At 48.1% G+C, this 26,373-nt stretch carries 18 protein-coding genes; 9 read left to right on the top strand and 9 right to left on the bottom strand.

What is annotated here, in order from left to right:
• Positions 1–174: 174 nt before the first annotated feature.
• Positions 175–2,892, bottom strand: a complete 2,718-nt coding sequence (locus tag IXB50_RS09415) for a beta strand repeat-containing protein (RefSeq protein ID WP_215608705.1) — start codon at positions 2,890–2,892, stop codon at positions 175–177.
• Positions 2,893–3,171: 279 nt separating this feature from the next.
• Here IXB50_RS09415 and IXB50_RS09410 point away from each other — a divergent pair, with 279 nt between their 5' ends.
• From IXB50_RS09410 to IXB50_RS09390, 5 genes are all read left to right on the top strand, one after another.
• Positions 3,172–3,933, top strand: coding sequence for an ABC transporter ATP-binding protein (locus tag IXB50_RS09410; protein WP_215608704.1), 762 nt, complete (start codon positions 3,172–3,174; stop codon positions 3,931–3,933).
• A gap of 85 nt (positions 3,934–4,018) precedes the next feature.
• Entirely contained in the window at positions 4,019–4,843 is an 825-nt protein-coding gene (locus tag IXB50_RS09405; RefSeq protein ID WP_215608703.1) for an ABC transporter permease, read from the top strand.
• A gap of 14 nt (positions 4,844–4,857) precedes the next feature.
• The gene (locus tag IXB50_RS09400) at positions 4,858–6,192 is read left to right on the top strand and encodes a cytosine deaminase (protein WP_215608702.1); all 1,335 of its coding nucleotides are present in this window, start codon (positions 4,858–4,860) and stop codon (positions 6,190–6,192) included.
• A gap of 113 nt (positions 6,193–6,305) precedes the next feature.
• Complete coding sequence (locus tag IXB50_RS09395) at positions 6,306–6,557, top strand: UPF0175 family protein (protein ID WP_215608701.1); 252 nt, start codon at positions 6,306–6,308, stop codon at positions 6,555–6,557.
• Positions 6,550–7,035 carry a DUF3368 domain-containing protein gene (locus IXB50_RS09390; protein WP_215608700.1) on the top strand — a complete coding sequence of 162 codons (486 nt, stop codon included), beginning with the start codon at positions 6,550–6,552 and terminating at the stop codon, positions 7,033–7,035. The genes IXB50_RS09395 and IXB50_RS09390 overlap by 8 nt, the downstream gene beginning before the upstream one ends.
• A 117-nt stretch (positions 7,036–7,152) precedes the next feature.
• On the opposite strand, the gene IXB50_RS09385 is transcribed toward IXB50_RS09390, so the two are convergent.
• Positions 7,153–7,836 (bottom strand): HEAT repeat domain-containing protein, encoded by a 684-nt coding sequence (locus IXB50_RS09385; protein WP_215608699.1) that lies wholly within the window; start codon positions 7,834–7,836, stop codon positions 7,153–7,155.
• A gap of 595 nt (positions 7,837–8,431) precedes the next feature.
• Between IXB50_RS09385 and IXB50_RS09380 the strand changes: the two genes are divergently transcribed.
• Together IXB50_RS09380 and IXB50_RS09375 are read left to right on the top strand one after the other, a co-directional pair.
• Positions 8,432–8,818: a hypothetical protein gene (locus tag IXB50_RS09380; RefSeq protein WP_215608698.1), complete on the top strand. Its 387-nt coding sequence runs from the start codon at positions 8,432–8,434 to the stop codon at positions 8,816–8,818.
• Between the two features lie 641 nt (positions 8,819–9,459).
• Complete coding sequence (locus IXB50_RS09375; protein ID WP_215608697.1) at positions 9,460–12,012, top strand: DUF3536 domain-containing protein; 2,553 nt, start codon at positions 9,460–9,462, stop codon at positions 12,010–12,012.
• A 30-nt stretch (positions 12,013–12,042) separates the two neighbouring features.
• Here the strand turns inward: IXB50_RS09375 and IXB50_RS09370 are convergent, their stop codons facing one another.
• Positions 12,043–12,645, bottom strand: coding sequence for a peptidoglycan-binding domain-containing protein (locus IXB50_RS09370; RefSeq protein WP_215608696.1), 603 nt, complete (start codon positions 12,643–12,645; stop codon positions 12,043–12,045).
• A 251-nt stretch (positions 12,646–12,896) separates the two neighbouring features.
• A complete protein-coding gene (locus tag IXB50_RS09365; RefSeq protein WP_215608695.1) occupies positions 12,897–13,835 on the bottom strand; it encodes a peptidoglycan-binding domain-containing protein in 939 nt (312 codons plus the stop codon).
• 550 nt (positions 13,836–14,385) lie between these two features.
• Between IXB50_RS09365 and IXB50_RS09360 the strand changes: the two genes are divergently transcribed.
• Positions 14,386–15,336 carry an ion channel gene (locus tag IXB50_RS09360; protein ID WP_215608746.1) on the top strand — a complete coding sequence of 317 codons (951 nt, stop codon included), beginning with the start codon at positions 14,386–14,388 and terminating at the stop codon, positions 15,334–15,336.
• 223 nt (positions 15,337–15,559) lie between these two features.
• Here the strand turns inward: IXB50_RS09360 and IXB50_RS09355 are convergent, their stop codons facing one another.
• The 5 genes from IXB50_RS09355 to gyrA all read right to left on the bottom strand — a co-directional run bounded on the left by IXB50_RS09355 (position 15,560) and on the right by gyrA (position 25,021).
• On the bottom strand, positions 15,560–16,672 hold the full coding sequence (locus tag IXB50_RS09355; protein WP_215608694.1) for a response regulator: 1,113 nt from the start codon (positions 16,670–16,672) through the stop codon (positions 15,560–15,562).
• Positions 16,673–17,559: 887 nt separating this feature from the next.
• Positions 17,560–19,734, bottom strand: coding sequence for a polyphosphate kinase 1 (ppk1, locus tag IXB50_RS09350; protein WP_215608693.1), 2,175 nt, complete (start codon positions 19,732–19,734; stop codon positions 17,560–17,562).
• A 28-nt stretch (positions 19,735–19,762) separates the two neighbouring features.
• Positions 19,763–19,969 (bottom strand): hypothetical protein, encoded by a 207-nt coding sequence (locus IXB50_RS09345; protein WP_215608692.1) that lies wholly within the window; start codon positions 19,967–19,969, stop codon positions 19,763–19,765.
• Positions 19,970–20,231: 262 nt separating this feature from the next.
• The gene (locus IXB50_RS09340) at positions 20,232–21,854 is read right to left on the bottom strand and encodes a mechanosensitive ion channel (RefSeq protein ID WP_215608691.1); all 1,623 of its coding nucleotides are present in this window, start codon (positions 21,852–21,854) and stop codon (positions 20,232–20,234) included.
• 362 nt (positions 21,855–22,216) lie between these two features.
• Positions 22,217–25,021: a DNA topoisomerase (ATP-hydrolyzing) subunit A gene (gyrA, locus tag IXB50_RS09335; protein ID WP_215608690.1), complete on the bottom strand. Its 2,805-nt coding sequence runs from the start codon at positions 25,019–25,021 to the stop codon at positions 22,217–22,219.
• A 312-nt stretch (positions 25,022–25,333) separates the two neighbouring features.
• Here gyrA and IXB50_RS09330 point away from each other — a divergent pair, with 312 nt between their 5' ends.
• Positions 25,334–26,269 carry a histone deacetylase family protein gene (locus IXB50_RS09330; protein WP_215608689.1) on the top strand — a complete coding sequence of 312 codons (936 nt, stop codon included), beginning with the start codon at positions 25,334–25,336 and terminating at the stop codon, positions 26,267–26,269.
• Positions 26,270–26,373: the final 104 nt, after the last annotated feature.

The raw sequence follows: 26,373 nt of genomic DNA, 5'->3' as shown, positions 1-26,373 counted from the left end.
CCATCGTAAATTCCCTCAAGACAAAATTCTTCCGGTCAAATGAAATCGGCCATGGCTAAGCTCTCTTGTCGCCTATGGGTAGGATTACACCTCTGCTATTCAATCATAGCGATCCTCTGTTCACAAACAGAAATTACCTTCTTCCTTTAAGCAAATTTCTCAATATTGATGATTTCAGTTCTGATTATTTATGGATACTCCTGAGCAAGTCGCGTAGGGTACTTTTGAGAGAGTTGTGTTGCCAGTATTGGCGACTAACTCAATAGTACCTGCCGCATTGGTCTGCCAGGTGATGGCTTCGGCAACTTCCCCTCGCACAGGATTATTAGCTATAGGAACAAGGAAGTTGCCGAAGTATGGGGTCAGATCACGAGTGTCGACCCAGGTGCGATCGCGCCCTATAATATCTGTTGGATCTGCAGCAACTCCCCCTCGACCAGTCGTAAAAAATCGATTACCCTGCGCTTTACAGCCTTGAGAAATTTGCTCACTAGCATCGACTAACCCCATAGGCAGCTCCACCAAACCAGAATCTGGCTCAACGTCAAAGTTGTTGATCGCCACAGTACCGCTAACACCAAACTCAGAACTAGCCGTAATATCATTTTCAGGAGTCAATTGTTCGCGGAAAACTAAGCCCACTAGTCCCTGGGTGGTGATGTCAATATTGCCACCACTACCCAATACAGCATTCGCGATAATGTCACTATTTTCTAACCCAACAATTATCGGAGATCTCAGGGTAATATTCCCCCCTGTCGCCGTACCAGTGGCACTGGTCAAAATCTGGCTATTTTGACGCAACAATATGACTTCAGTTGCGACCAGATTAAGATCACCTTCGCTGCCGCCCGTCACCTTTGCCTGTAGCGTTCCATCAGTCAGAAAAAGTCTCTCGGTGGAAATCGCTAAGTTGCCAGCAGCTCCTCCATTGAGACTATTGACCGACACCCCAGCACCATCACGAATCATAATCTGGTTACCCATCAAGTTAACCGAACCAGCATCAGCATTCGTCCTCGAACCAGACATAATTCCACTACGAAACAGACCATCGCCTGACTGTCCCGAAACATCAATTTCATCTGCACGAATTGTTACAGTGCCCGCATCGCCTGCTCCATCTGTAGAAGCCGTAATTTGTCCACCGTTATAGACGCTTAAACGATTGGCTTCAATATCTAACGAGCCACCATTGCCCGTCGAACCACTCACCGCATTGGCCACTAGACCACTGACCGCACCTACAAAATCCACAATTGGATCGGCTACCTCTATTTCCTCAGCACGAATAGTAATATTTCCCCCATCCCCCTCCCCAAGTGTATTAACGGCAACTTTCCCCCCCAGAACAACGCTTAAGCGAGGGGTGGTGACACTCAGATTGCCAGCATTCCCCGTAGAATCCGGTTCAGCACTGGAAAATAAGCCGCTCGAAAAAACATCTCCTGAAAAGGTATTAAATCCAGCGATGTCCACTGAATCTATGGTCATCACCACCAAGTCACCAGAGTTACCACTACCTCCAAAGGTGGATGATATGACTTGGGAGCCCTCTCGTAGCACTAACTCCGTAGTCATCACCACCAAGTCACCAGAATTACCATCTCCAAAGGTGGATGTTGAGGCCTGGGCTCCATCTCGCAGAACTAACTCGCCAACGTTCAGTCTTAATTCACCCCCATTGCCAGCATCAGAACCTATTCCCCATACGTCAACGGCAAGTAGTGAATTACCTTGGGCAAACAAACGATCAGCCGTAATATCAATATCTCCGCCTTGCCCAACATCAAAGGTACCTGAGGCAAGGATAGTTTGCTCTAAATCTAAATCAGAATTCCCAAAGATAAGAACATCGTTGGCATTGATGGTCATCCCACCACTAGCACCTTGAGCAAACGTATCGGTGGTCACAAAAGCCGATTGACTGAGGAATAACTGATCTGCCTCAAGCACTAACTGGTTACCTCGCCCCTCACCACCAACGTTGGCGTAGATAGCACTGGTAAAATCAGCATTATTTGTACCAGTCACCTCTAACCGTTCAGAGGCTCGAACAGTCACCGTCCCCCCATCAGTCGGCCCCAGATTAGAGGCTCTTAAAACAGCATTACCCAACAAACTCACATTACGACCCTGGACTTGAAATGTGCCACCGCCATCGCCACTGACATCGGCATAGGCTTCCTGGTCAAGGGTAATATCTTGAAAAGCAGTTGCGTTAGTATAGTCCAGCCCAAAAGTATCCAGATCCAGAGCTACCTGGCTGCCTGGAGCCACACTACCCAAAGACAATTCTCCTTCAGGAGCATTCAAGAAACTGCCTATAAACTGAAGCTCTCCACCTAAGAATCCTAGAGACTCCCCCAAGTTAACCACTAAACTACTTGGAGCAACCGTAATCGGATTGGCAACAGCTCCAAACTGTAACCCAACTGGCACATTAACTGACAGCAACGGTGCAACATCGGGCTCGCGGCTACTAAAACTCAGTCCATCGTTGAATAAAACACTCTCTGCTGTACTCGCAAAAAATGATCCTGGCAACAACAAACTGGCATTAGCACCAAAGGTAATGCCATTAGGATTGATCAAAAACAAGTTTGGATCATTACCACCTGTCAGCTGTAACTGCCCATCAATCAGCGAGATGTCTGTACCAGTGACTCGACTGATAACTACATCTACAGCAGCCTGGCTGTTATCCAACTGAAATAAAGTATTCGCAGTCTGGGGAGAAAACTCTTGAAAACTATGGAATAAGGTCGTTAACTGCTGAGTACCCCCTGTAATCGTAAATGGAGCGCTCCCTGAAACAGTTGTCCCTACCGTTCCATCGGCAACTATACTCTGTCCATAGCTGGGCACAACATCGACCAAAACAATAACCATGCTTAGCAAAGTCATTCGCCAAGCTAACAATACAGGCTTCATATTCACAGGGTATCTAGCTGATTTAAGTACAAATGCTTAGCCCTGGTCTCATTATAATAATCAAATCCTAGGTATTTACATCATCCGTAAATTCCCTGAAGTGTCGATCATTAATTGCTACCCATGCTTCCAAACACTCGTTTCTAGAGTAACAATCAATATCTGAAGATAACAAAATAGGCAGTTTGCGAGGACTAGAGCCGCTAACCTAGAGAGTGACGTTCTCTGATAGCTCCCATGCCGGTCCCTCTGCTCACCTTCAAGGTCATCGATAAGGTTTATCAAAACGGTACAGTGGCCCTGCAGGGCGTCAATCTAATCGTACAGCCGGGGGAATTTATCAGTCTAGTCGGTCCATCGGGCTGCGGTAAAAGCACTGTATTACGCTTAGTCGCTGGGCTGGGTACCCCCACAGGCGGCCTGATGAACTGGCATGGTCCCAACAATCAGCGTAATTTAGCCTTTGTGTTTCAAGATCCAGCTCTGATGCCTTGGGCCAACGTTGTGGAAAATGTCTATCTACCACTCAAGCTTAAGGGGCAGCCACTACGCTCTGTTCGGGAAAGGATTCAAGCAGCCATTAATACCGTTGACCTTTGCGGCTGTGAAAAGAGCTATCCCAGACAGCTCTCGGGGGGGATGAAAATGCGTGTATCCATTGCCCGCGCCCTGGTCACTACCCCTCAAATCCTGCTCATGGATGAACCTTTTGGAGCCCTGGATGAAATGACCCGTAGTCGCTTGAACAGTGACTTGCTACATCTATGGGAGAAGAAACACTGGACTGTGCTGTTTGTAACCCATAATATTTATGAAGCAGTTTATCTCTCTACACGCGTGATTGTTATGGCAGCTCACCCTGGACGAGTCGTAGCAAATATCCCCATTGAAGCCGCCTATCCAAGAACAGATTCTTTCCGTACATCGTCACAATTCAACTACTATTGCCGAGAGATTATGGCAGCACTATCAGAGGTGGAGGGGGTTGGTGTGAGCTAGGGAAATGCTCAACAGAGAGAACAAAAGGAGTAGAGACGAGAGAAAAAATCAAAGGGTGGGCACAAGTCTACCGTAATAAGAGAGAATGGGAAAACAGGTATCACAAGTGTTTGACAAAAGAAATTCAAAAACGGCTTGGAATTGGTTGGCTCCAGCGCTAGTAGGATTAGTTGGGGTGATTAGCTGGGATATTTTTGTGCGGTTAACCAACACCCCTCCCTATCTATTGCCAGGGCCAGGACTGGTGATTAAAACACTTGTGGAAGAGTGGGGAGATTTATTTCCATCGCTATTGGTCACAGTTCAGATCACATTGGTAGCTTTTTTGACAGCTGTTGTATCGGGATTGTTGATTGCGATTTTGTTTGCCCAAAGTAAATGGGTGGAACGAAGCTTTTTTCCTTATGCCGTGATTTTGCAGACAACGCCAATTGTTGCGATCGCACCCCTAATCATCATCTGGCTCCAAAACAACACTTTTATGGCCCTGGTAGTCTGCGCCTGGATCGTCGCCTTTTTTCCCATTGTGTCCAACACAACTTTGGGCCTCAATAGTGCTGATCATAATCTACAAAACCTGTTTGAAATCTATGGCGCATCACGCTGGCAAACCTTGATTCATCTGCGATTACCCAGTGCCCTACCCTACTTCCTGGGAGGATTACGCATTAGTGGTGGTCTCGCCTTAATCGGGGCGGTCGTGGCTGAGTTTGTGGCCGGAACAGGCGGCACCCGCTCCGGCATTGCCTATCAAATCCTGATTTCTAGCTTTAATCTTGAAATTCCTCGAATGTTTGCGGCTCTGGCCATGACAACAGTCCTGGGAGTAGCCATTTTTGTTGGACTGACGGTATTGTCGGATCGATTACTCCAGCATTGGCATGAGAGTGCCATAAAACGAGAAAATTAATTGCAACAGAACTTATGGCTGGATTTATCGAGCTCTCTGACTCACCTCACTACTGGCTAACAAATGGTCGGATCCCTCTATGCTTGCTAGGCGATGATATAAATCTAGAGGCAATTCCATCACTACAAGCATGGCCCCATCAAGAAGAACTAGTGGCCGTGAATGTGGAAGTGCGAGGGAGTACGATCTCAAACATCATCTCCGCAGCACAAACAGATTTAGGCGACACCCCTTCGTTCGATCTAGGCCAGGGACTAATTTGGCCCTGCTTTGTGGATATGCACACTCACCTGGATAAGGGGCACATCTGGCCTCGTTGTCCTAACCCGGATGGCACCTTTATGGGAGCCCTGGAAACTGTACGCCAGGATCATAGTCACTGGCAGGCCGACGAGCTTTACCATCGCATGGAGTTTGGGCTCAAATGTAGCTATGCCCATGGCACCCAGGCCATTCGTACACACCTGGACAGCTTTGGCTCTCTAGGAAAAATCAATTTCACAGTGTTTGATCAACTTCGTCGCCAGTGGGCCAACCGCCTGACCTTACAAGCTGTCTGTCTTGTGTCTTTGGACTATTTTCTCACCCCTGAGGCAGAGTCTTTGACTGAGTTAGTAGCCGAATTTGACGGAGTGCTGGGGGGAGTGGCTTATATGAATGAAGACTTAGCCGCTCAGTTAGATCAGGTTTTTACGTTGGCTAAATGCTACGACTTAGACTTAGATTTTCATACTGATGAAAGCCTAAATCCTGAGGACATCACCCTACGCTATGTGGCAGAAGCAGCTCTACGTCATGACTTTCAAGGTGCGATCACCTGTGGTCACTGCTGTAGTTTATCCGTGCAATCACCAGCAGTCGTCGAACAAACCCTGGAGTTGGTAAAAGCTGCCAATATCGGCATTGTGAGTTTGCCTATGTGTAATCTCTACTTACAGGATCGTCAGCCTGCATACACACCACGATATCGCGGTGTGACCCTATTGCATGAACTTCATCAGCATGGTGTCCCTGTGGCCTTAGCCAGCGATAACTGTCGAGATCCGTTCTATGCCTATGGTGATCACGATGGCTTAGATGTATTTAAACAATCGGTGCGTATTGGACACCTCGACCGTCCTTTTGACCATTGGCCCAGAAGCCTAACGAGTCGCCCTTCCCAGCTCATGGGTCTAGAAAATCTTGGCAGATTAGCACCCGGCGCTCCGGCTAATCTGATTTGCTTTAAGGCGCGGACGTTGAATGAGTTAGTGGCAAGAATGCAGTGCGATCGCATCGTCCTACGCCAGGGAAAATCAATCGACACCACTTTGCCCGACTACAGCGAACTCGATCCCTGGGTCAGCTGAAATTCTGGAATTGCATTATCGACGCTCTCTCCCTACCATCCTCGACAAAGCCTTCAAAGGCGAACTCTAACCCCCGCTAGCATAGACCTATCCGCCCATCACCCAAACCACCCATGATAGAAATCCAACTCAGCCTACCCGAAAGCGTCTTCTCCGTTACCCGCAGTACCCCCGACCAGTTCGTCCAAGAGCTTCGCATCGCTGCTGCCGTTAAATGGTACGAAATCGGCAGAGTATCCCAATCCAAAGCCGCCGAAATAGCAGGCATCAACCGCCAAGCCTTTCTAGAAGCCCTCAACCGCTTTGAGGTCTCCCCTTTCCAAGTAACCCCAGACGAACTAGAGGAGGAAATCACCCGTGACTAGACGCTGGGCTGTCAATGCATCTCCCATCATTACCCTGACCAAAATCGGTCGGGTTGATTTACTCATCCAACTCTGCGATGAGCTGGTTATTCCGCAGGGCGTAGCTGATGAAATCCAAAATGGTGGCTACAACGACCCTGCCGTAAACTGGATTCGCAATGAAGGGCAGAAATATATCAAGCTAGTTGACCGTATTGCCCCCCAAGTCGCCAGTTGGGACCTGGGCATGGGCGAAAGCCACGTTATGTCCTGGCTGATCACACATCCAGATTTCGAAGCAATTATCGACGATAGAGCTGCCCGCAAAGCCGCTGCCATTCTAGGATTATCAGTACGGGGTACTGTGAGTATTATTGCCATGGCAAAGCGCGAGGGCTACATATCCTCTGCCCGTGATGAATACGAAAAGCTGGTTAATGTTGGGTTTCGCATCAGTACGGACGTCCTATTAAAAGCACTAAAACTGGCAGATGAGTAAATCTTGCTTCAGTATGTTCATCTAAAAAGACCAAATGTATAGTGTCCCTTGAAATCAATCGGAGCGACTATCAAGTTTGCCAACATCCTAGACTGTGAGGGAAAATGCACTTCAGGTTTATTTATTCTCTGACATCACAGAGTCTTTTTCCAAACGATCCAACGAAATTTGTGCGGCCTCTGAAACTTGAGGATGACTATCTTTGGCTAAATATCGCAGAGCCGATGATCCTTTTTTACTAGGCATATTACCTAGGGCTTCTGCTAAACGCTGCCGTACCAGCCAATCTTCAGACTGGGCAAATGCCAAGATTTCATCAACGGCACTCACATCACCAATTTCACCAAAGGCAGCAATGGCCGCCTGCTGCAAAATTACCTCTGGACTGTGTAGCGCCTGAATCAGTGCATCATGGGCACGGGGATCTTTGAGATTACCCAGGGATACCGCCGCACTAAAACGCACCAGCCAATCCGTATCCTCATAAAACGAGCGAATCAGCGGCTCAAACGCGCGCGGGTCTTCCAAATACCCTAAGGCTCCTGCCGCATCTGCTCGAATCCCATAATCTGGATCAGCCTCTAAAATCTTGACCAATAGCGGGAAACTTTCTGCTGTTTGCTTGATGCCCAAGGCAAAAATCGCCATCGAACGTACCTGCTGATTGTCATCATCGAGCACTAACTTGATCAGCTCTAGCGCATCTGGCCCAGGTACATCGCGCAAAGCAGCCAGTGACAGCTTCTTATCTTTGAGGTCGCCGGTTGTGAGTTTCTTAGCAAGGACGGCGAGATCGAGCATGACATCGTTTATAGGGTCTTATTTTTCTAATTATAGTTAGCCGCTCAGCTAGTGGGATCAAGCAAAACATCCAACAGCAGCAACGGAACCCATCACATTCTACAGGGCCAATCAGCCCGCTAATAGACCGCAATTTATAAATTACGATCCCCATGAATATAGTACTTAAATACTATCGAAATCCTTGAATTGAGGCATCCTGTGATTAGAAATGTGCGGAAATTCGAACGGGGTATTTGAAGGAATCAATATGGAAAGAAAATAAACGTTTCTTCTAGTTTGCTTTCCGCAACATTCGCAAAAGGACATCCTCACTATGGCTTACCTTGATCCCAACAAGCGTCAAAAGCGTCGCAATCGTCATCGTTATACCCCTGCGCCTACTGGCAAGCCTAGTCGGACTCGTTCCGGCGGTGGTCGTTAAAACTTCTAATTAAAATTCCTGTTTTTGTTTTTAGTTAAAATTTCTGTTTTTGTTAACGTTCGCTTAGGGCCAGAATTGTTATAGCTAAGGATATGAAAAGCCCCTTAGAGTAACGACTCGTTATGGTCTTTTCAATTGCACACATGTTAACAACCTACCCTGAGACTACCCATGACTACTCAAACCGTTCTGCAGTTTATGCAGAAAACCGCTGACAATAATGCTCTACAGCAGCAGCTTGAGCAGCTGCTTGGCTGTGGTGATGGCGACATTAGTTCCAGCGTCAACCTTGATCCCGAAGAGTCTCTAGCGATCAGCCAACGCGCCCCAAAAATAACTGAATTGGCTGCATCTATGGGCTATCAGTTTTCTAATGACGAACTTTTATCAGTTGTGGATGCTTTCAAGCAACATCAAAATGGCACCATTTCTGATGCAGCCTTTGCCAATCTCCTGGGCATTGCCCCCGGAGAAAGCGTTCGCCCAGCCGTCAATAATAACGTTAAGCGTCTGGCCAACTACCTATCCAAAACCTATTTGGGTGTGACCTTATCTTAGGTTGACCTTGAAATCTTGAGATAAACCACGTCCAAGTTGAAACCTGTAGTTTCCTCTACGGAAAAACCCCAGTTCTGGACGTGGACAAGGTTTAAAACACTGTGGCCTGGATGCTTAATCGTTGCTTTTGAGCATCCAGGCTTCCAGACTGACATTAATCAAGAGAACCCTCTTCCAGGTGCGATCCCCGCTCTTCATTCTTAAACACAGATGGGGTTACCACAGCCAAAATGCAGTGCTTACGAATAGCTTTTTCTCTTCTCTTCCTGGTGTTTTCTTTACCCTTTCTTCTAATTTAGAATCACCACTCCCAAAACGCCTCTAACCAATTCATATCAGGCACTTTCCTCGTAACACCAGAACTAACAAGAGAAAAAAATAATAAGTATAAGGATCGAGAATATTGCTTAAAGTAACACTGCCTTGAGAAACATAACGTCTCTGGATAAGAAATCCTAAGTCCGTTAGAGTAACATTGAACAACGCTCGGCTCCTGATATCGCAGCGAGCGATTACTCCAGATGATTAGGTATTGCAAGTTAAACGCCTAACTCTAAACCCACTACGGATATGGTGAGTTCCAGTGGCAGAGTATCGCCGTTCTCTCTTTAGATCTTTCCTATAGTGCAGTGTCACATAACATGGTTAATTCCCATTTTGTGACGGCCTCAGTCTCTGACTCTCAAGAGCTGAAGCCGTTGGCTGAGGTGCAGTCCTCGAATGTACCTTCGTCCGAAGTATATGTATGTGTTCACGGGCACTTTTATCAGCCCCCACGAGAGAATCCTTCCCTAGAAGCCGTGGAGCGGCAGCCCGGTGCGGCCCCCTTCCATGATTGGAATGAACGGATTCTGCAGGAATCTTATCGTCCTAATGCATTTGCCCGCATCCTGGATCATCAGGGTCAGGTACTCAAAATCGTCAACAATTACGAATTTATTAGTTTCAATATCGGGCCAACATTGATGAGTTGGCTGGCACGTCATGATATTGAGACCTATCGACGGATTTTAGATGCTGATAAGCGTAGCTGCGATCGCAACAATGGTCACGGTAATGCCATAGCCCAGGTATACAACCACATCATTTTGCCCTTAGCCAATGAGCGGGACAAACGCACGCAAGTACGCTGGGGCATTGCCGATTTTCGGAAGCGATTCCATCGTGATCCCGAGGGGATGTGGCTAGCAGAAACTGCCATTGATCAAGATACGCTGCGAGTATTAATCCAGGAAGGGATCAAGTTCACCATCGTCGCTCCTTCCCAGGTGCAACGCTGTCGTCAGATATCGCCGGAGTATTCCGACTGGCATGAAGTGGGCGGTGGTCAAATCGATCCCACCCGTCCCTACCGATGTTATGTCCCCGGTTTACCGACAGGGCAAAACTATATCGATATTTTCGTATATGACGGGCCGATTTCTGGTGACATGGGCTTTAGCGACATTCTCCAGTCGTCCCAGTCCTTTGCCGATCGCATCGGCCTGGCCATTCGCGGTGATCACAACGAAGCTCAGCTGATTTCGGTAGCCACCGATGGGGAAACCTTTGGCCACCATCGCGGCGGTGCCGAAAAGGCCCTGGCCTATGCCCTTCAGCACGAGTTTATCGATCGGGGCTGGCAGGTGATTAGCTATGCTCGCTATCTCAGTCTATTTCCTCCCACATGGGAACTTGAACTCAAGCCGGTTACCGCTTGGAGCTGCTCCCACGGTGTTGAGCGCTGGAAAAATGACTGTGGCTGCGGTGGCGGTGGCGAGTGGCACCAACAGTGGCGGGCTCCCCTGCGTCAGGCCCTTGATTGGCTGCGGGATGAACTGATTGAAATCTATGAAATTACCGGTGAGGAACTGTTCAAAGATGTTTGGGCCGCGCGCGATAGCTATATCAATGTGGTATGCGATCGCACCCCCCTCACCATTGAGCAATTCTTTAACCAACACCAGCATCACGAACTGACCCAGATTGAACGCACGGATGCCCTCTGTCTCTTAGAGATGCAGCGCCATGCCATGCTGATGTACACCAGCTGTGGTTGGTTCTTTGAAGAAATCTCTCGCCCCGAAGGCACCCAGATTTTGCGCTATGCCGCTCGGGCCATAGAGCTAGCAGAACAAATCTGTGGAGAAGGCGAATCCCTAGAAGCAGACTTTATCGAAAAGCTAGCCCTGGCTCCCAGCAATGTCCCTCAGTTTAAGGACGGTGCTGGGATCTATCGAGCCCAGGTCCAACCCACCCGCATCAGTGCAGAACAGGTGGTGGCCCACTATGCCATGTCCTCGGTTTTCCACACGTACCATCGGGAACAGCGTCTGTATTGTCATACACTTACTCACCAGGATTATCAAAAACAAACCATGGGGGCACTTACCCTCGCCCTGGGACAAGTCAGTATCGTGTCAGAAATCACCCAGGCAAAGGCTAGTTATACCTTTGCCGTTTGCCATTTAGGCGGACAGGAATTTCTCTGCGGCATTCGCCCCTTTAAAAATCGGCTGGCCTATGCACGAGCCAAAGACGCCGTCCTGAAAATCTTTGCTCAGGGTAGCGTCGTCCAAACCATTGCCGCCATCCAAACTCAGTTTGGAGAACACACCTTTAATCTGCAGCAGTTGTTTAGTGAAGAACGGCAGCACATCATGCAGTTGCTCAGCCAAAATACACTGCATCAGCTAAATCAGCTATACACCCAAATCTATCGGGAAAATTATGGCGTCCTGATGGCTTTCCATCGCGATCGCATGGATGTGCCTCGTGAGCTACAGGTCGCTGCTGAGATTACCCTCAGTCACCGTGCCATTGATGTTTTACGACAGCTTGAACAAGACCTCAGCGACATTGATGAAAACATTGTGGCCATTAGTACAGGTTATTTAGGGGAATTGGAGGGCATCGCCATCGAGGCCAACCACCTCCACTGCCATCTCACCATACCGACAGCCAAACCATTGCTAGAAGGTCTGATTTTACAAGCCTTGCGTCAAACACTACAAAGTGAACCCAATGCCACTCGCCTAGACTGCATTATGCATGTTAACCCCGTGGCCATCCAAGGGATTAAGCGTTTGATTAACCTGGGTATCAATTTAGGCCTCAACCTCAATTTAGAACGGGCTCAAGAAGTGTATTACCACTACACTCAACACTGCGAAGCAATACCTAATTTGGGTCAAGCCTTAGGCATTGCTAGCTAATTAAATGCCTCGCACGTTATACCTAGCCCATCAAGGTCGATATAACGTGCGAGCATCAAATCCCAATCGACGAGCTTCTCGTACTCGTTCCGCAGCAGCTGAACGACTGCTATAGCTACCAATGTTAATAAAATTACCTTGGCGGGCCGAATCCAGCGTGGCACCGCCCAAAGAGCGCTGCACCTGCCCTAACTTACGGGTGGAACCCGTGATAGCAGCCACATAAGGCCGATCATCATCTAGCGTAAAATCTCTATCGTTAACAACGACTTCTATATCATTAGTGGCTTCCTCTATACCCAAAATATCCAGAGTTGCTGGCCCCGCTACGCCAGTGACCGGTAAGTCATACACCTGCTGAAACTGACTGACAGCATTACTGGTCATCGGTCCATAGGCCCCATCGATAGGACCTGGGTTAAACCCATTGCGATCCAGGGCTAACTGCAATGCTTCTACGTCAATCCCTGAGTCACCAGGAACCAGAGATCGACCGGTGCCAGGGGGACCCGCAAATCCACTGGGGCTAGGTAACGGCGGCGGTGGTGGTGGTAATAGGGTCTGTGCATGGCTAGATAGCCCGACCAAAGCCAGAATGCTCCCCACAACAGCAGCCGTCAGTAACTTAGACATGACAAAATTCCCTGAGATAACGCTGACAGGTTCTAACTCAGCGCAATAATTTCGGCGGCTCAGCTAGAGGGTATACAGTCCCGCTACGTCGGATACACATAAACCACGTCCAAGTTGAAACCTGTAGCTTCTTCTACGGAAAAACTCCAGTTCTGGACGTGGACAAGGTTTATATACCGACTCAGCTGGATGGCGTATATATTAGCGAATGATTGACAAAATGTACTGACTAAAGTGGAAATACCTAAAATTTAATCTCTCAGTACCCGTGCTTCATAGCCAAGATCACTAGCAAAATCAGCCCAGTCATCTGCATCCTCATGCTCTACAAAGCGGCCAATGCTGATATATTCACCCTGGTTATTTCTTTCTACCGTTGCATTGGGGAAGTCTTGACGGACATTACTCAGTTCGGAGGGACCAGCAATGATAGCGGCGACGTAACGCCCATAGGAAGACCGACTGCTGCCAACACCATCGCTTGGAGACCGTCTGCTCCTATCCCTAGAGTTTGTTCTACGGTCATCGCGAAAATTGCGACTATCAGTGCTAAATCCCATATCGAGCAATGTAGTGCGATCAGCAATGCCATCAACCGAGAGTCCCGCAGTTCGCTCATAGGCCCTGACAGCCTGTTCTGTTTGCCCTCCATAAATACCATCGGTATCTAGATCGAAACCAAACATCCTTAATACTTGCTGCAATGTACGTACATCTTCTGAGCTCGAATCGGGGGTGACACGATCTCCACTGATAAACCCATGCTCGGGGTGGGATAGACCTACTGTTAGCCGATCTAAATCAACACCTAGCTCATCTAATGTGTCATCATCGGCAATACCAGTCACCTCAAGCCCACGAATGCGTTGAAACTGGCGCACTGCACGGGTAGTTTCCGAACCATAAACACCGTCGATCGCGGCAGGAAATAATCCGTTGCTGTCCAAACTTTGCTGCAACTCTCTAACTGCGGCTCCTCGATCACCTTCTCTGAGAATCGTTTGACGCTGAGCCATTAGAATTGGTGACTCAAATTGGCTGGGAGTCTGTGCCATGGCAGGCGCGCCCAATAGCCAGACACCCAAAAACAGCTTGACACTGAACCTAGCGGTATGGCGAGTAGTGGCAAATAACCCCGAAATGCTCATGTCCTGCTGTCCTAATGTGATCATGTCTAACAAATACAACATTCTGGCTCAGTGGAATTACGACCAGTTTTTGTCTAATATGTCCAATATTTCTATTAAATCATCCGTCTAGGGAATATCAGCCTTCGTCAATAGCAGCAGACATAATTAAGTAAAAAACATCCCTTATATAAAGCTAGCGTGAGGAAGCTCCAATCTCAGCGTTGTCTTTTTGAAAATTCAGCCGTTTGTAGCCACGTCTAATGTTAAACAGTGGACTTCCTCTCTTAAATGGAACGCTGGGAAAGCAATCGCTTTTAGCTACAATAAGCAAAAACAAAGCGTGAAAATTTGTAACACCTTCCGGTTTGAGATATCTTGAGTGGCTTAAGTGCTTGCCCGTAGAGTCTCAGTAGTTCCAAACTGAATGTCTAAAGTCTAGGTTCAGGATGGAACTCTTACAGCAAATAGGGTCAAACTGTATCGCCCAAACTACGACATAGGACGTTCTCTGACGCTGCCCTATGCCATGGGTTTAGCCTATCTAGCTGTAGGTTTTATTATGCCAGTGTCCCTAGGCTCACTTCGAACCGTCCTATCCCATCAAGACCGTATGCTAAAACCTCGACTCCGCCGTGCCTCGAGACGGTTCCTGTTGTATCGTGAGGAGCACTATCCGAATATTGAGAGGATTGGTGTTACCCATTCCTACTGGGGAGACCTATACCATATATTGCTAACCATTTCCTGGCCTGCGTTTATTATGCTGGTCAGTGGGTTTTATCTATTGGTCAATGGTCTATTTGCTATTGCCTATAGTTTAGATGCGGATGCGATCGAAAATATTCGTCCCGGTCATTTTCAAGATTTATTCTTCTTCAGCGTTCAGACCATGGCCGCCATCGGCTATGGAGCCATGTATCCCACCAGTAACTATACCCATTCGCTGGTGGTGATCGAATCGATTTTTGGGTTATTTTTTGTTGCGGTGACAACAGGCCTGGTATTCGCTCGATTTTCCCTACCCACTGCCCGTATTCTGTACAGTAATGTGGCCGTCATAGCGCCCTTTAACGGTGTACCCACCCTGATGTTTCGTACAGCAAACGAACGTCGTAACTATATATTAGAAGCGCAGCTATGGGTCACCCTGGTCAGGGATGAAACCACAGAAGAAGGCGAACATATCCGCCGATTCCACGACCTACCACTGGTTCGTTCTCATACCCCAGTGTTTAGCCTTTCCTGGACCGCCATGCATCACCTCACCAGCGATAGTCCGTTCTATGGAGAAACCCCAGAAAGCCTGCGTGAACGACGAGCTGAGATTATTGTGACATTGACAGGGTTAGATGAAACCTTGTCCCAGACTATCCATGCCCGTCATGCCTTTAATGCTTACGAAATTTTCTGGGATCACAAATTTGTAGACATCATTTCGACCAGTGAAACAGGACGCTCCATTATTGATTACAACCATTTCCACTCCATCGAGCCCATCGAGCACCATCCTGTGGTTCACCACCATGGTCAAGAGCAGCAGCTTACCACCTGGACCCATTAGTGTAGGGTAGACGAGCGCGGCGCGGCCAAAGTTCATCCAAATTGCGCAGCGATAGGCAGCGCGGCGCGGCCAAAGTTCATCTAAATTGCGCAGCGATAGGCAGCGCCGCGCGGCCAAAGTTCATCCAAATTGCGCAGCACAGACAAAAGGCTGACCAATCGGGCCAGCCTTTTAGCAGACTTTTATATATTGGGTTTACATATTCGAACCAAGAAGGCAGCCACTACACCAACAGGGTAAATAGCTTAACCATTAGCTTGGTCCGATTGATAGGCTTACCAATATAAAAGGAGGCACCGGACAATCTAGCCCGAATCCGCCCAATGAGACTAGCCTTCTTAGCCAAGAGGATAATGGGTACATCCTTATACTGAGGATGACGACGCAGATGGGAACATAAATCAAAGCCGTCCAAACCATCCATAACCGTTGTCAGCATAATCAAATCAGGCTGACATTTAGCTAAGTCCGCAACTGCTGTAGCAACATCATCAACAGACGTAATCGAGAACACCGTATCCTCTAAAAAATCTCGAAGTTCTTGAATCGCCTGCTGATCAGAATCAATGCATACTAGCTGATAGGAAGGAGAGGCGCTGTCTTTGATCGTCGTCGTCGTCGTCGTCGACCGGAATGTTGCATCTGGGCTGAGGACCTTCAAAGACGGCTCAAAGGAACGAGTAGATGCCTGCTGAAGTAACGCCTTGATATCATTCCCTGGAGCAGGTAGTTCCTCAATGACTGGGGGCTTCCTTTTAGGGACAGCAATTTCGTTATTAGGAGCACTGTCACGCTTTGATGAAAGTGCTTCAGCCTCCTTATGGCATTGCTCTACCAGAGTCCGAATGTCTAAAGTACAAAAAGCTGGATAGTCAACGATATTGCTAAAGTTATTGACCTCATAACTGCCTCGGGTGACGCGCAATAAAGACGTCACCGTAGTTACGGCTAAAGCACGCACCAATTGACCAGCCTGGTCAAAGGTAATGTGCTCTTGCTCAACCAGCCAACGGACAGCCCGATAGTCAGCAATCAAATCATCGCCCTGGTGAATGTATTGCCGATGATAAAGCTGCAGCTGTGCCAGTACCAAATCAGATATAGCCTCGGGAAACAGCTGACGTCCCTCGAATCTCAGTGCATCGAATCCATTCTGAGAACTCGTTGCAAACAAGAGCTTGCCCCGCTGTAACCACAGAGACCACCGAACATCATTGCAAACTACTAAGAGTTCGCCACTGACTTGACGCCCTACCAGCTGTGCCAGCAAAGTAAGTGGGTGTAGTGTTTTTTGAGTAATAGTGCCTGCTAAAACCATGTGAGAAGTTCCGGTCAAAGAACGGTATTCGAAGTGGTAAAAATCAGATAGAGCAAAGATAGATCAGGGACTAAAAAAACTATTTCGATATATGCATGGATTATCGAAAGTAAGTCTTGTCCCAGAAACAACTAACGAATGCAAGGATACACAGGCTAATTGCTTCGCACTCTCTTGATATAAATAAAGATGGGAAGTAATTATCAATTGAGTAGATACACCTAAATAGAAATTAAGCTCAAGTTACCCTGGGAATGCAAATCGTATTTCTCTAGAAATTCTTTTGAGGTGGCGTTAACGACAACTAAAGAATACAGACTCAAACAATTTGTTTACCCGGCTATATTGACCAATTTCAATCAGTCGCTATAAAAGTGCAAGTATTTCCATAGAAACTGGTCGAAAATTTATATCTTTAGCCTTATTGGTTTATATAAATGCAATTTAAAAATTTCATGTTGTAATTGATGCCCCTTCCGGATACGTACGTAACTCGTGCCCATCATTATGCCATGAGTGGATCAAATCCATAGTCCTAAGAGCGTTCAATGATTTGAACGCTTCTCAGGACACCTTCATAGACGCCACACAAATGCATCTGGCATACGTAGGTAGATGACTCATTTTTAACAAACTATCTCTCCCCCTTAACCATGTCTTTTCGCTCAATATCTATCAGCAAAAGTGCTGATAAAGCTACGCCTTTGTATTAGGAACATTATTAGTTATGCCCTTAAACTCAAGCTAAATTTCCTCGTGTTTCCCTCTTAAAAGCAACAACTTTTCTTGTTCTAAGGGTGTTAATAATAGTATTTCCTCTGGCATCTATCAGGGGTAAGTCTTTGTCGGTCAATGATCCCCGTCAGAGTATGCCTATCGAACTGATAGACTGAGGGCAACCAGTATTAGTAAGCTGGCTTTCCCTTCGTCTGCTGCATCAACTGCTCATGGGTGCTTCTTTCAGATTCATTGGGTTGAGGCTGACGTTGCACGTAGGTACCATCTGACTGCATCTCCCAAGCCTGACGGTTATCGGCAAGACAAATATCTAAAAGATTTGTCAGATCACGACGTAGATGGGGAGCTAAAACGGGCGTAATAGCCTCAACCCGGCGATCCAGGTTACGGGGCATCCAATCAGCACTGCCAATATAAAACTGCACATTCCCTCCGTTATGAAAATAAAAGATACGAGAATGTTCTAGAAAACGGCCAATAATGCTGATAACTCGAATATTGTCACTGACGCCTTCCACGCCAGGAGTCAGACAGCAAGTACCACGGATGATCAGATCAATGCTTACTCCGACTTGGGAGGCTTGATACAACGTTTGAATAATCTCGGGGTCTACCAGAGAATTCATTTTGGCGATGATGCGCCCTTCTGTGCCATAGGTCATTTCCTGCTTGATCAATGCCAACATACGCTCCCGCAAAGTAATTGGGGCAATCAATAGCTGACGATAGGCCTTTTGCTGTGAGTACCCTGTGAGGAAGTTAAACAAGTCAGTTAGGTCCGCCCCAAGATCTTCGTTACAGCTAAGCAAACCTAAGTCGGTATAAATGCGAGCAGTTTTAGGGTTGTAGTTGCCGGTCCCAATGTGGACATAGCGACGAATGCCATCGTGCTCCTTACGAACCACTAGGGCAACTTTGGTATGAGTCTTTAAGCCTAGTAGGCCATAGACCACATGCACCCCTGCTTTTTCAAGGGTACGAGCCCAATTGATATTGTTTTCCTCATCAAAGCGAGCCTTGAGTTCTACTAAAGCAACAACCTGCTTACCATTTTCAGCTGCTGAAATCAGTGAATTGATAATGGGAGAGTCTCCTGAGGTGCGATACAGGGTCATCTTGATGGTGAGTACATCGGGATCAGCTGCTGCTTGAGTAATAAACTGTTGTACCGTCGCTGAAAATGAAATGTAGGGATGATGCACTAAGCGATCTCGACGACGAATGATAGAAAATACATCGTCACCCTCACCATCAGCATCATCCCGGTTGATGTGATTCCATGGTGAGGGGACAACGGCTGACCAATCAGGGTCTTTATGCTCTGGCAGGGGGAGTCCAATCAGCGTCATCAGATCGCCTAGCCCCACCAGACCGGTTACCTCATAAATATCGTCCTCATTTAAATGCATCTCCGTCAGTAAAGTGGACAGGACCTCAGGAGAGGTCCCTGACTGTAGCTCAATACGAACAAGGGAGCCCCCTAGACGACGCTTCCGCAACTCCTGCTCCAGGGCTAACATCAAATCGTCCGCATCGTCTTCTTCAACAAACAGATCAGCATTGCGAGTAATGCGAAAAGTATAGTACTCCTCGACCACCATGCCGGAGAAGAGAAACGTAAGATTCTTACCAATCACCTGCTCCAAAGGCACAGCTGCCCAGACTGTGTCCTCAGACTGCAAGGACTTAGGCAATTGAATAAATCGAGGTAAAACCTTAGGGACTTTAATCCGGGCAAAGTGAGTCTCCTCGGAATCGGCTTCACGCACAACTACCGCTAAATTGAGACTGAGATTAGAAATATAGGGAAAGGGATGCCCCGGATCAACCGCCAACGGTGTCAGCACTGGGAAGATCTGGTCTTCGAAATAAGACTGGAGATAGGTTACTTGCTTACTGTTGAGATCGTCATAATCTAGCAGCTGGATACCATGCTCTCGTAATTGAGCATTAACTTGGAGAAAACATTCCTGCTGTTTGGCAAAGGCAGGCCTCAGCTTCTGACCAATTGCCTGCAGGTGCTCTACCGGGGTACGACCATCGGGAGTACGACGACTTACCTGGGCCTCAATTTGCTTTTTAATCCCTGCTACTCGCACCATAAAGAATTCATCCAGGTTATTGCTAAAAATGGCCAAGAATTTTAACCGTTCTAGCAATGGTGTCCGTGGATCTATCGCTTCATGGAGCACACGCTCGTTAAATGACAGCCAGCTTAATTCTCGACTGATATAGTAGGCTGGCGACTTCAAGTTGATATTAGCTGGAGCCTTTGCTTTGCCATCTCCAGTTTCAACGGCAGCCTCATTAGGGGGCGTTCTGTCAGCCTTTTTATCCAGCATTTGGTAGTATTCCTGATCTCTGACTTACTTAAAAAACATCACTCTCACGACCAACCCACCACTCACCCAACTTCATTAAATCGGTATGGATATCTGCCACCTGCTTAGCGTAATCATCTGGCGATAACTGGTGACGACGCTCCTGAAGTTTTTTGAGACGCAGCTGTATGAGCAGCCAAGGTTTACTGATACCGTCAGTCGCTTCAATATACTTTGCTAGCTCATTGCTGTTCATAGGTTTGTTTTAAAGGAAATGGCAAGAAAAAACGCCTGGGCAAGATGTGGCTATTGACCACTATCTTTACCTTACTTAAAAATCAAAAATCGTGACGTCCTACCAGCCCCTTAGAAAGCAATAAACCCGCAGAAAAGAAACTACATTAGCTTCTCTCTACAGGTTTATGGTGGGGTTAAGAACTGCTGTTTTATCTATAAATCTGCACAAAGCAGACATTAGAACCGTTAACTATACAGTTCTAATGTCAACAGTCTAATAACTACTGCTTAAGGCTATTAACCCACTCTCGCAGATTGTCAGCAGCCACATCACGACCACCAAGACCAAATGCGATCGCAATCGCCACGGCAATTGCTCCCAACAATAGACCAAAGGCCAGGTTGACAATGCTAGTGGCTACACCCATCTGCTGTAGCGCCATGGCACCGACAAAGGCAATGATGGCAACGCGAGCAGCTTGAGCCAACGTGTTAGAAGAGGACATGCCCATACCGTTGATCAAGCGGAATGCCAAGTTAGCTGCATAGAGACCAATGGCAAAGACAACAACACCGCTAAGTACACGGACGGAAACGCCCATAATATTCTTGACAATCTGGGTAAGTACTGGAAAGTCAAGGATTTCAGTAGCGGTAATAGCACCAAACAGCACAATGCCGACTAAAACAATGATGCCAACAATCTCGGAGGGAGTCTTTTGAGGAGCCTCTACCGCAGGCATAGGCTCACCTTCGGATAGGACAACCTCAGGCTCTGAACCACCGGATAGCTCAGGTAGACCCAAGATATTGGTAATGTTGTCAAACCCAATCCCCGACAGCAAACTAACGACCAAATCAGACACAAACTGGCCGATAAAGTAGAAGATCGTTAACACCACACCAGCGGCTAATACCTGAGGAATGATAAAGAGCACCCGCTCCAACATATCCACAGCAGGCCCTGAAATCGCATCGATATTGAGCTCATTTAGAGCCGCGATCGCAGCTGGGATCAAAATCAAGGTGTAAACCAGAATGCCAGCCAAGCTAGAGACAGACACACCTTCGGTGGGACGAGGAGCAAAGCCAAAGCGAGTACCAAAGCTATCCGCACCGGTAGCCATCAGCAGATTCGTAACAATGCCCTTAACAATATTGGCAACTAGCCAACCAATACCAAAGACAATGGCCGCTGTTAGTACCTGGGGAATGGCCGATAGGAACTGATTTAATAGTTCTTCAACAGGGCCTAGCAAACCGGGCAATTGTAGCGCACTTAGAACAAGTGGCAATGCCAGTAGGAAAATAAACCAGTAAACAACGTTGCCCAGGGTGTCATTAACCTGAAAGGCATTACCCTCACCGTCAACGCCCGTCTGCTCAGACAGACGCTCATCTAAATTAAAGCGCCCCAGGCCGTTAATAACGGCGGACTTGGCCACTTTAGCAATCACCCAGGTAATAAACAGGATGAGGCCAGCACCAGCCAGTCGAGGTACATACTCAAAAACGGTTTGCAGGAGACCGCTAATGGGCTCTGATACCGCCGTCAGTTTGAGGGCGTTCAAAATAGCAATGATGAAGAAAAGCATCACTACCCAGAACACGATGCCACCGATCGTATTTTCGATCGGCACATCCTCACCAAGGCCAGCCTTGGATGCCAATTGATTGTCTAGATTCGTCTGCTTTAGCAGAAACTTAGCAAAGGCCTTAGCAATTGTGGCAACCACTAGGCCCACAATTAGCAATAAAAAAGCACCCAGCAGGCCAGGCAAAAAGTTACCCAGCTGACTGCTAATACTATTCGTAAACTGTGGAATCGAGTCTGCAAAGGCAAGGTTGAACACCGGGTCCAAACCTAACCAATCAAACCCAATCACCCCGTGGAGTTGAGTCATTGTTTCTTCTTATACCTACTGAACATCTATACGTGCCGAGGGCGACACTCAACCTAAGCGCAAATCACATCTGCCCTTAAGAGTACCGCCTAATATCAATTTTTTTCCCCGGAAGTCTTACTAATAGCAGACTTTGTAATGAAATCCCTGTATTTCTACGTACAACTTTGAATTTCAAGGCTATATTTTTAGCTGTCAAGCCATAATTGGCTTATTTTCCGGATTTTATGACTGATTGCATCATGAATATTCAAAGATATGTATCACTGACGGGACTGTTACAGCACGAAACAGTCCCACATCGGACACATCGGCATCATTAGTTGCAGCCAAACGGATGCCCCATAGGTCTTCAAAGGAGATTAGACTTCGGCATCCTCATCGTCAGCCTCTTCCTCTAGCGCGGCAGGTTCAGCTGAGTCCTCTTCATCCTCTGATGCATCACCATCACCCTCGACTGTATCAGGCTCTGCCACATCAGAATCCTCATCCTCATCCGCTACGGCATCGTTCTCTAAAATGGCTTCGGAGGCTGTATTTTCGGCATCATTGATATCGCCAGAACCATTGGCATTGTCCGAACCATCGGCATTGTCCAAACCATCGGTATTATCGGCCTCTTCATCAATCTCTAACTCAGGTACAACGGCAACGGCTGCGATCGCATCATCCCCACCCAAACGCTGCAGCTGCACACCGGTCGCCATCCGCGACTGGATCGAAATCGCATCAATCGCCTGACGAATAATAATGCCACGCTGGGTTACCAGCATCAGCTCATCACGAGGACTGACCACCCGCAGTGCCACCAACTCATCATTCTTCTTACGGAATTTCATTCCCACCAGGCCCATACCGGCCCGATTCTGCAAGCGGAAATTATCCACTGGCACCCGCTTACCGAGACCGCCCGCCGCAATTACCAATACCCAGGGACCAACATTCTCCTCGACAGCAGCCTCGTCATCACCCGCCTCACCATCGCCATCGTCAGACGACCCCGAAGCCGCCACTTGATCCGTGACCGAAGCGGGCAAAATATCCATGCTTATCAGCTTATCGCCATCTCTCAGAGACATGGACCGAACACCACGAGTAGGTCGTCCCAAGGGCCGGAGCTGAGTGTTATCGGCCCTAAAGTGAATGGTCATACCATGCTGGGACGCAATAATAATGCTGTCTTCAGCCCGAGCTAACCGCACCCAACACAGCTCATCTCCCTCCTCCAGGGAGATGGCAATCAGACCGTTGGCACGAATATTACCAAACGCAGACAGGGCCGTTTTCTTAATAAAGCCCCCCTGGGTGAGCATGACCAAATACACATCTTCAGAAAACTCTTGCACCCCCAACACAGAGGTCACTTTTTCCTCACGGGGAATAGGCAGCATTTGCACAATGGGATTACCCCTTGCCACCCGAGATCCCTCTGGAATCTGATATGCCCGCAGGGTGTAAGCCACACCTCGATCGGTAAAGAACAACACATGATCGTGGGTACAGCAGGTAATGAAATGATTGATGGCATCGTCATCTTTCATGCGGGTACCCGACTTACCACGGGTGGCCCGGTTTTGAGCTTCAAACGTGGAGACGGGCATCCGCTTGATGTACCCCTGCTCAGTCACTAAAATGACCACCTGCTCATTGGCAATGAGAGAAATATCGGTCAGCTCATCTTCAGCCGCTTCAATGACAGTCCGCCGCTCATTAGCATGGTTATTGCGCAGCAGCAGCAACTCTTCTTGGATGATGGCCAAAATACGCTCGCGGCGAGCCAAAATATCCCGTAGATCGATGATTTTTTCCTGAAGCGCTTCGTGCTCCAGCTGAATCTTGTCAGCTTCTAAGGCGGTCAGACGACGCAACTGCATCTGTAGAATTGCATCGGCCTGAGCAGAAGATAGCTCGTAGGAGTCCATCAGCTCTTGCTTAGCCGTGGCCACATCAGCCGCATGGCGAATCAACGCAATCACCGCGTCAAGATTATCAAGGGCGATCAGATATCCCTGGAGAATATGATCGCGCTCTTCTGCCTTGCGCAGTTCATAGCGGGTGCGACGGGTAATTGTCTCCACCCGGAAGTCTACAAAGACTTCTAAAAATCTCTTCAGGGGCAACAACTGAGGTTCACCATCGACCAGGGCCAGCATGTTGACACCAAAGTTGTTCTGCAGTGGCGTCTGCTTGTAGAGATTGTTGAGCACCACCTTGGGATAGGCGTCCCGCTTGAGTTCGATCACAACGCGCATGCCGTCGCGATCGCTCTCGTCACGAATATCGGAGATCCCGTCCAAACGACGGTCATTGACCATATCAGCAATCTTCTCAATCAAACCAGCCTTATTGGTTTGATAGGGCAGTTCGGTGATAATAATCGCCTCGCGATCGGGCCGACCGGTATATTCCAGGGTCTCAATGGCGGCCACACCTCGCATGGTGACGGAACCACGCCCGGTCAAATACGCATCACGAATGCCATTGCTCCCAACAATCTGGGCCCCTGTAGGGAAATCTGGCCCATGGATATGGTTAACCATGAGTTCCTGACTAGTAATCTCAGGATTTTGGATCAGGGCAATGACACCGTCTACTAGCTCTCCTAAATTATGGGGAGGAATATTGGTGGCCATCCCCACCGCAATCCCCGAGGAGCCATTGAGCAATAGCTGCGGGATCCGCGCAGGCATGACGGTGGGCTCTTGCTGAGAACCGTCAAAGTTATCGGCGAAGTCAACGGTCTCAGATTCGATATCTTGTAGCAAGGCCGCACTGGTCAAGGCGTGTAGCCTCGACTCGGTATATCGCATGGCCGCTGGCGGATCGTTATCGATGGAGCCAAAGTTACCATGACCAGAGATCAACGGAGCCCGCATGGAAAAGTCCTGGGCCATCCGCACCAAGGCGTCATATACAGCCGTATCACCGTGGGGATGGTATTTACCTAAAACTTCACCAACAACACGAGCACATTTTCTAAAGGGTCTATCTGCAGTTAACCCCAGCTCATGCATAGCGTAGAGAATACGACGATGCACTGGCTTGAGACCATCCCTAGCATCCGGCAGGGCTCGTCCTACAATGACGCTCATGGCGTACTCCAAGTAGGAGCGGGACATCTCGTTGCGCAGATTGGTGGATACAATCCGCTCTTGGGGATTACTCATACAGAAAGGAGACTCCAAAGAATCCGGAAAAACAATACCTAACTTGACGGGTTCTTAGTAAGGGCTGCAAGTCCTCTAAACTAGGAACACTGAGGAAACGTTTTCCTGAGAAAATAAACGTTGAGAACGTATAAAATTTTAGCACATTACCAGCATTCTTGATGAACACTGTAACCCTATTAAATAAAGGGGTTTGAGATGAATCCTCTAGGCCCATCAAGCAGGGTGAATTAAAACCGAAAACCCCCTAGAGAGGGAGATTGAGAAAAGCATAGAATGTAACGTCTTTTAAAGACTCCGGAGAGAAAAATAATGCCCCCCTGTGTCGTGCCTTTTCGAGTGATTTATTCTGAGCGTTTTTTGGCCCATGACACGGGTCTGGAACATCCTGAAAATGCGGGACGACTGACAGCAGTGGTGGCGGCCTTGAAAGCTCATACCATCGCGACCTATTTAGAGTGGGTGGAGCCTTGCGATCGCAACCCCTTACCTTACATCAATGCTGTCCACGACCCCGCCTACGTCCTCACCCTCCAACGCATTGCTGAACGGGGCGGCGGCCATTTAGATGGCGATACCCCCGTCTCCGCCGCCAGTTACGCCATTGCCCTATTAGCCGTAGCCGCCTGGTTAGACGGGGTGGATTATGTCTTAAATACCGATGGAGCCTCAGGGTTTGTCTTAGCCCGTCCCCCCGGTCACCATGCTGAGTACGGTCAAGGCATGGGATTCTGCCTTTTAAGCAATGCCGCCATCGCCGCCCACTACGCCCTGGCACAGCCCGGCATAAATCGGGTGGCTATTCTGGACTGGGACGTTCACCATGGCAACGGCACCCAGCAACTGGTAAGCAACCACCCCCAGGTTGCCTACTGCTCATTGCATCAAATGCCTGCCTATCCAGGTACCGGCCAAGCCAGCGAAACAGGTGCCCATGGCAATGTGTGCAATATCCCCATGGCAGCAAGGAGCGTCCTCCAGGACTATCAAGCTCAATTTGAACAGCAGGTCGTCCCATTTCTGCAAAGATTCCAACCAGATCTCCTGCTCGTGAGTGCAGGCTACGATGCCACTGCCGCCGATCCCCTGGCGGGGATAAATCTCAGCCCCACAGACTATGGATTTTTTACAACAGCCTGTAACAAAATAGCCCCTCGCGTCCTGTTTGGACTCGAAGGGGGCTATGACTATCAAGCTCTTAGTCAATCAGTGATTGCCACCATTGAAGCAGCCATCAAAGCTAACTGAAAAGACAACAAACTCTTGAGGAAAAGAAAGGGTAAGGGCAAAGGTAGGTTTTCTCTTTCCTTTACCCTACGGTATACACACATCTCGGAGGATTGAACGACTCT

Source organism: Leptothoe spongobia TAU-MAC 1115 (assembly GCF_018739885.1).
GTDB classification, from domain to species: Bacteria; Cyanobacteriota; Cyanobacteriia; order Phormidesmidales; family Phormidesmidaceae; genus Leptothoe; species Leptothoe spongobia.
Note: the sequence above shows the minus strand (reverse complement) of the source record. Positions and strands in the feature narration are given on the sequence as shown.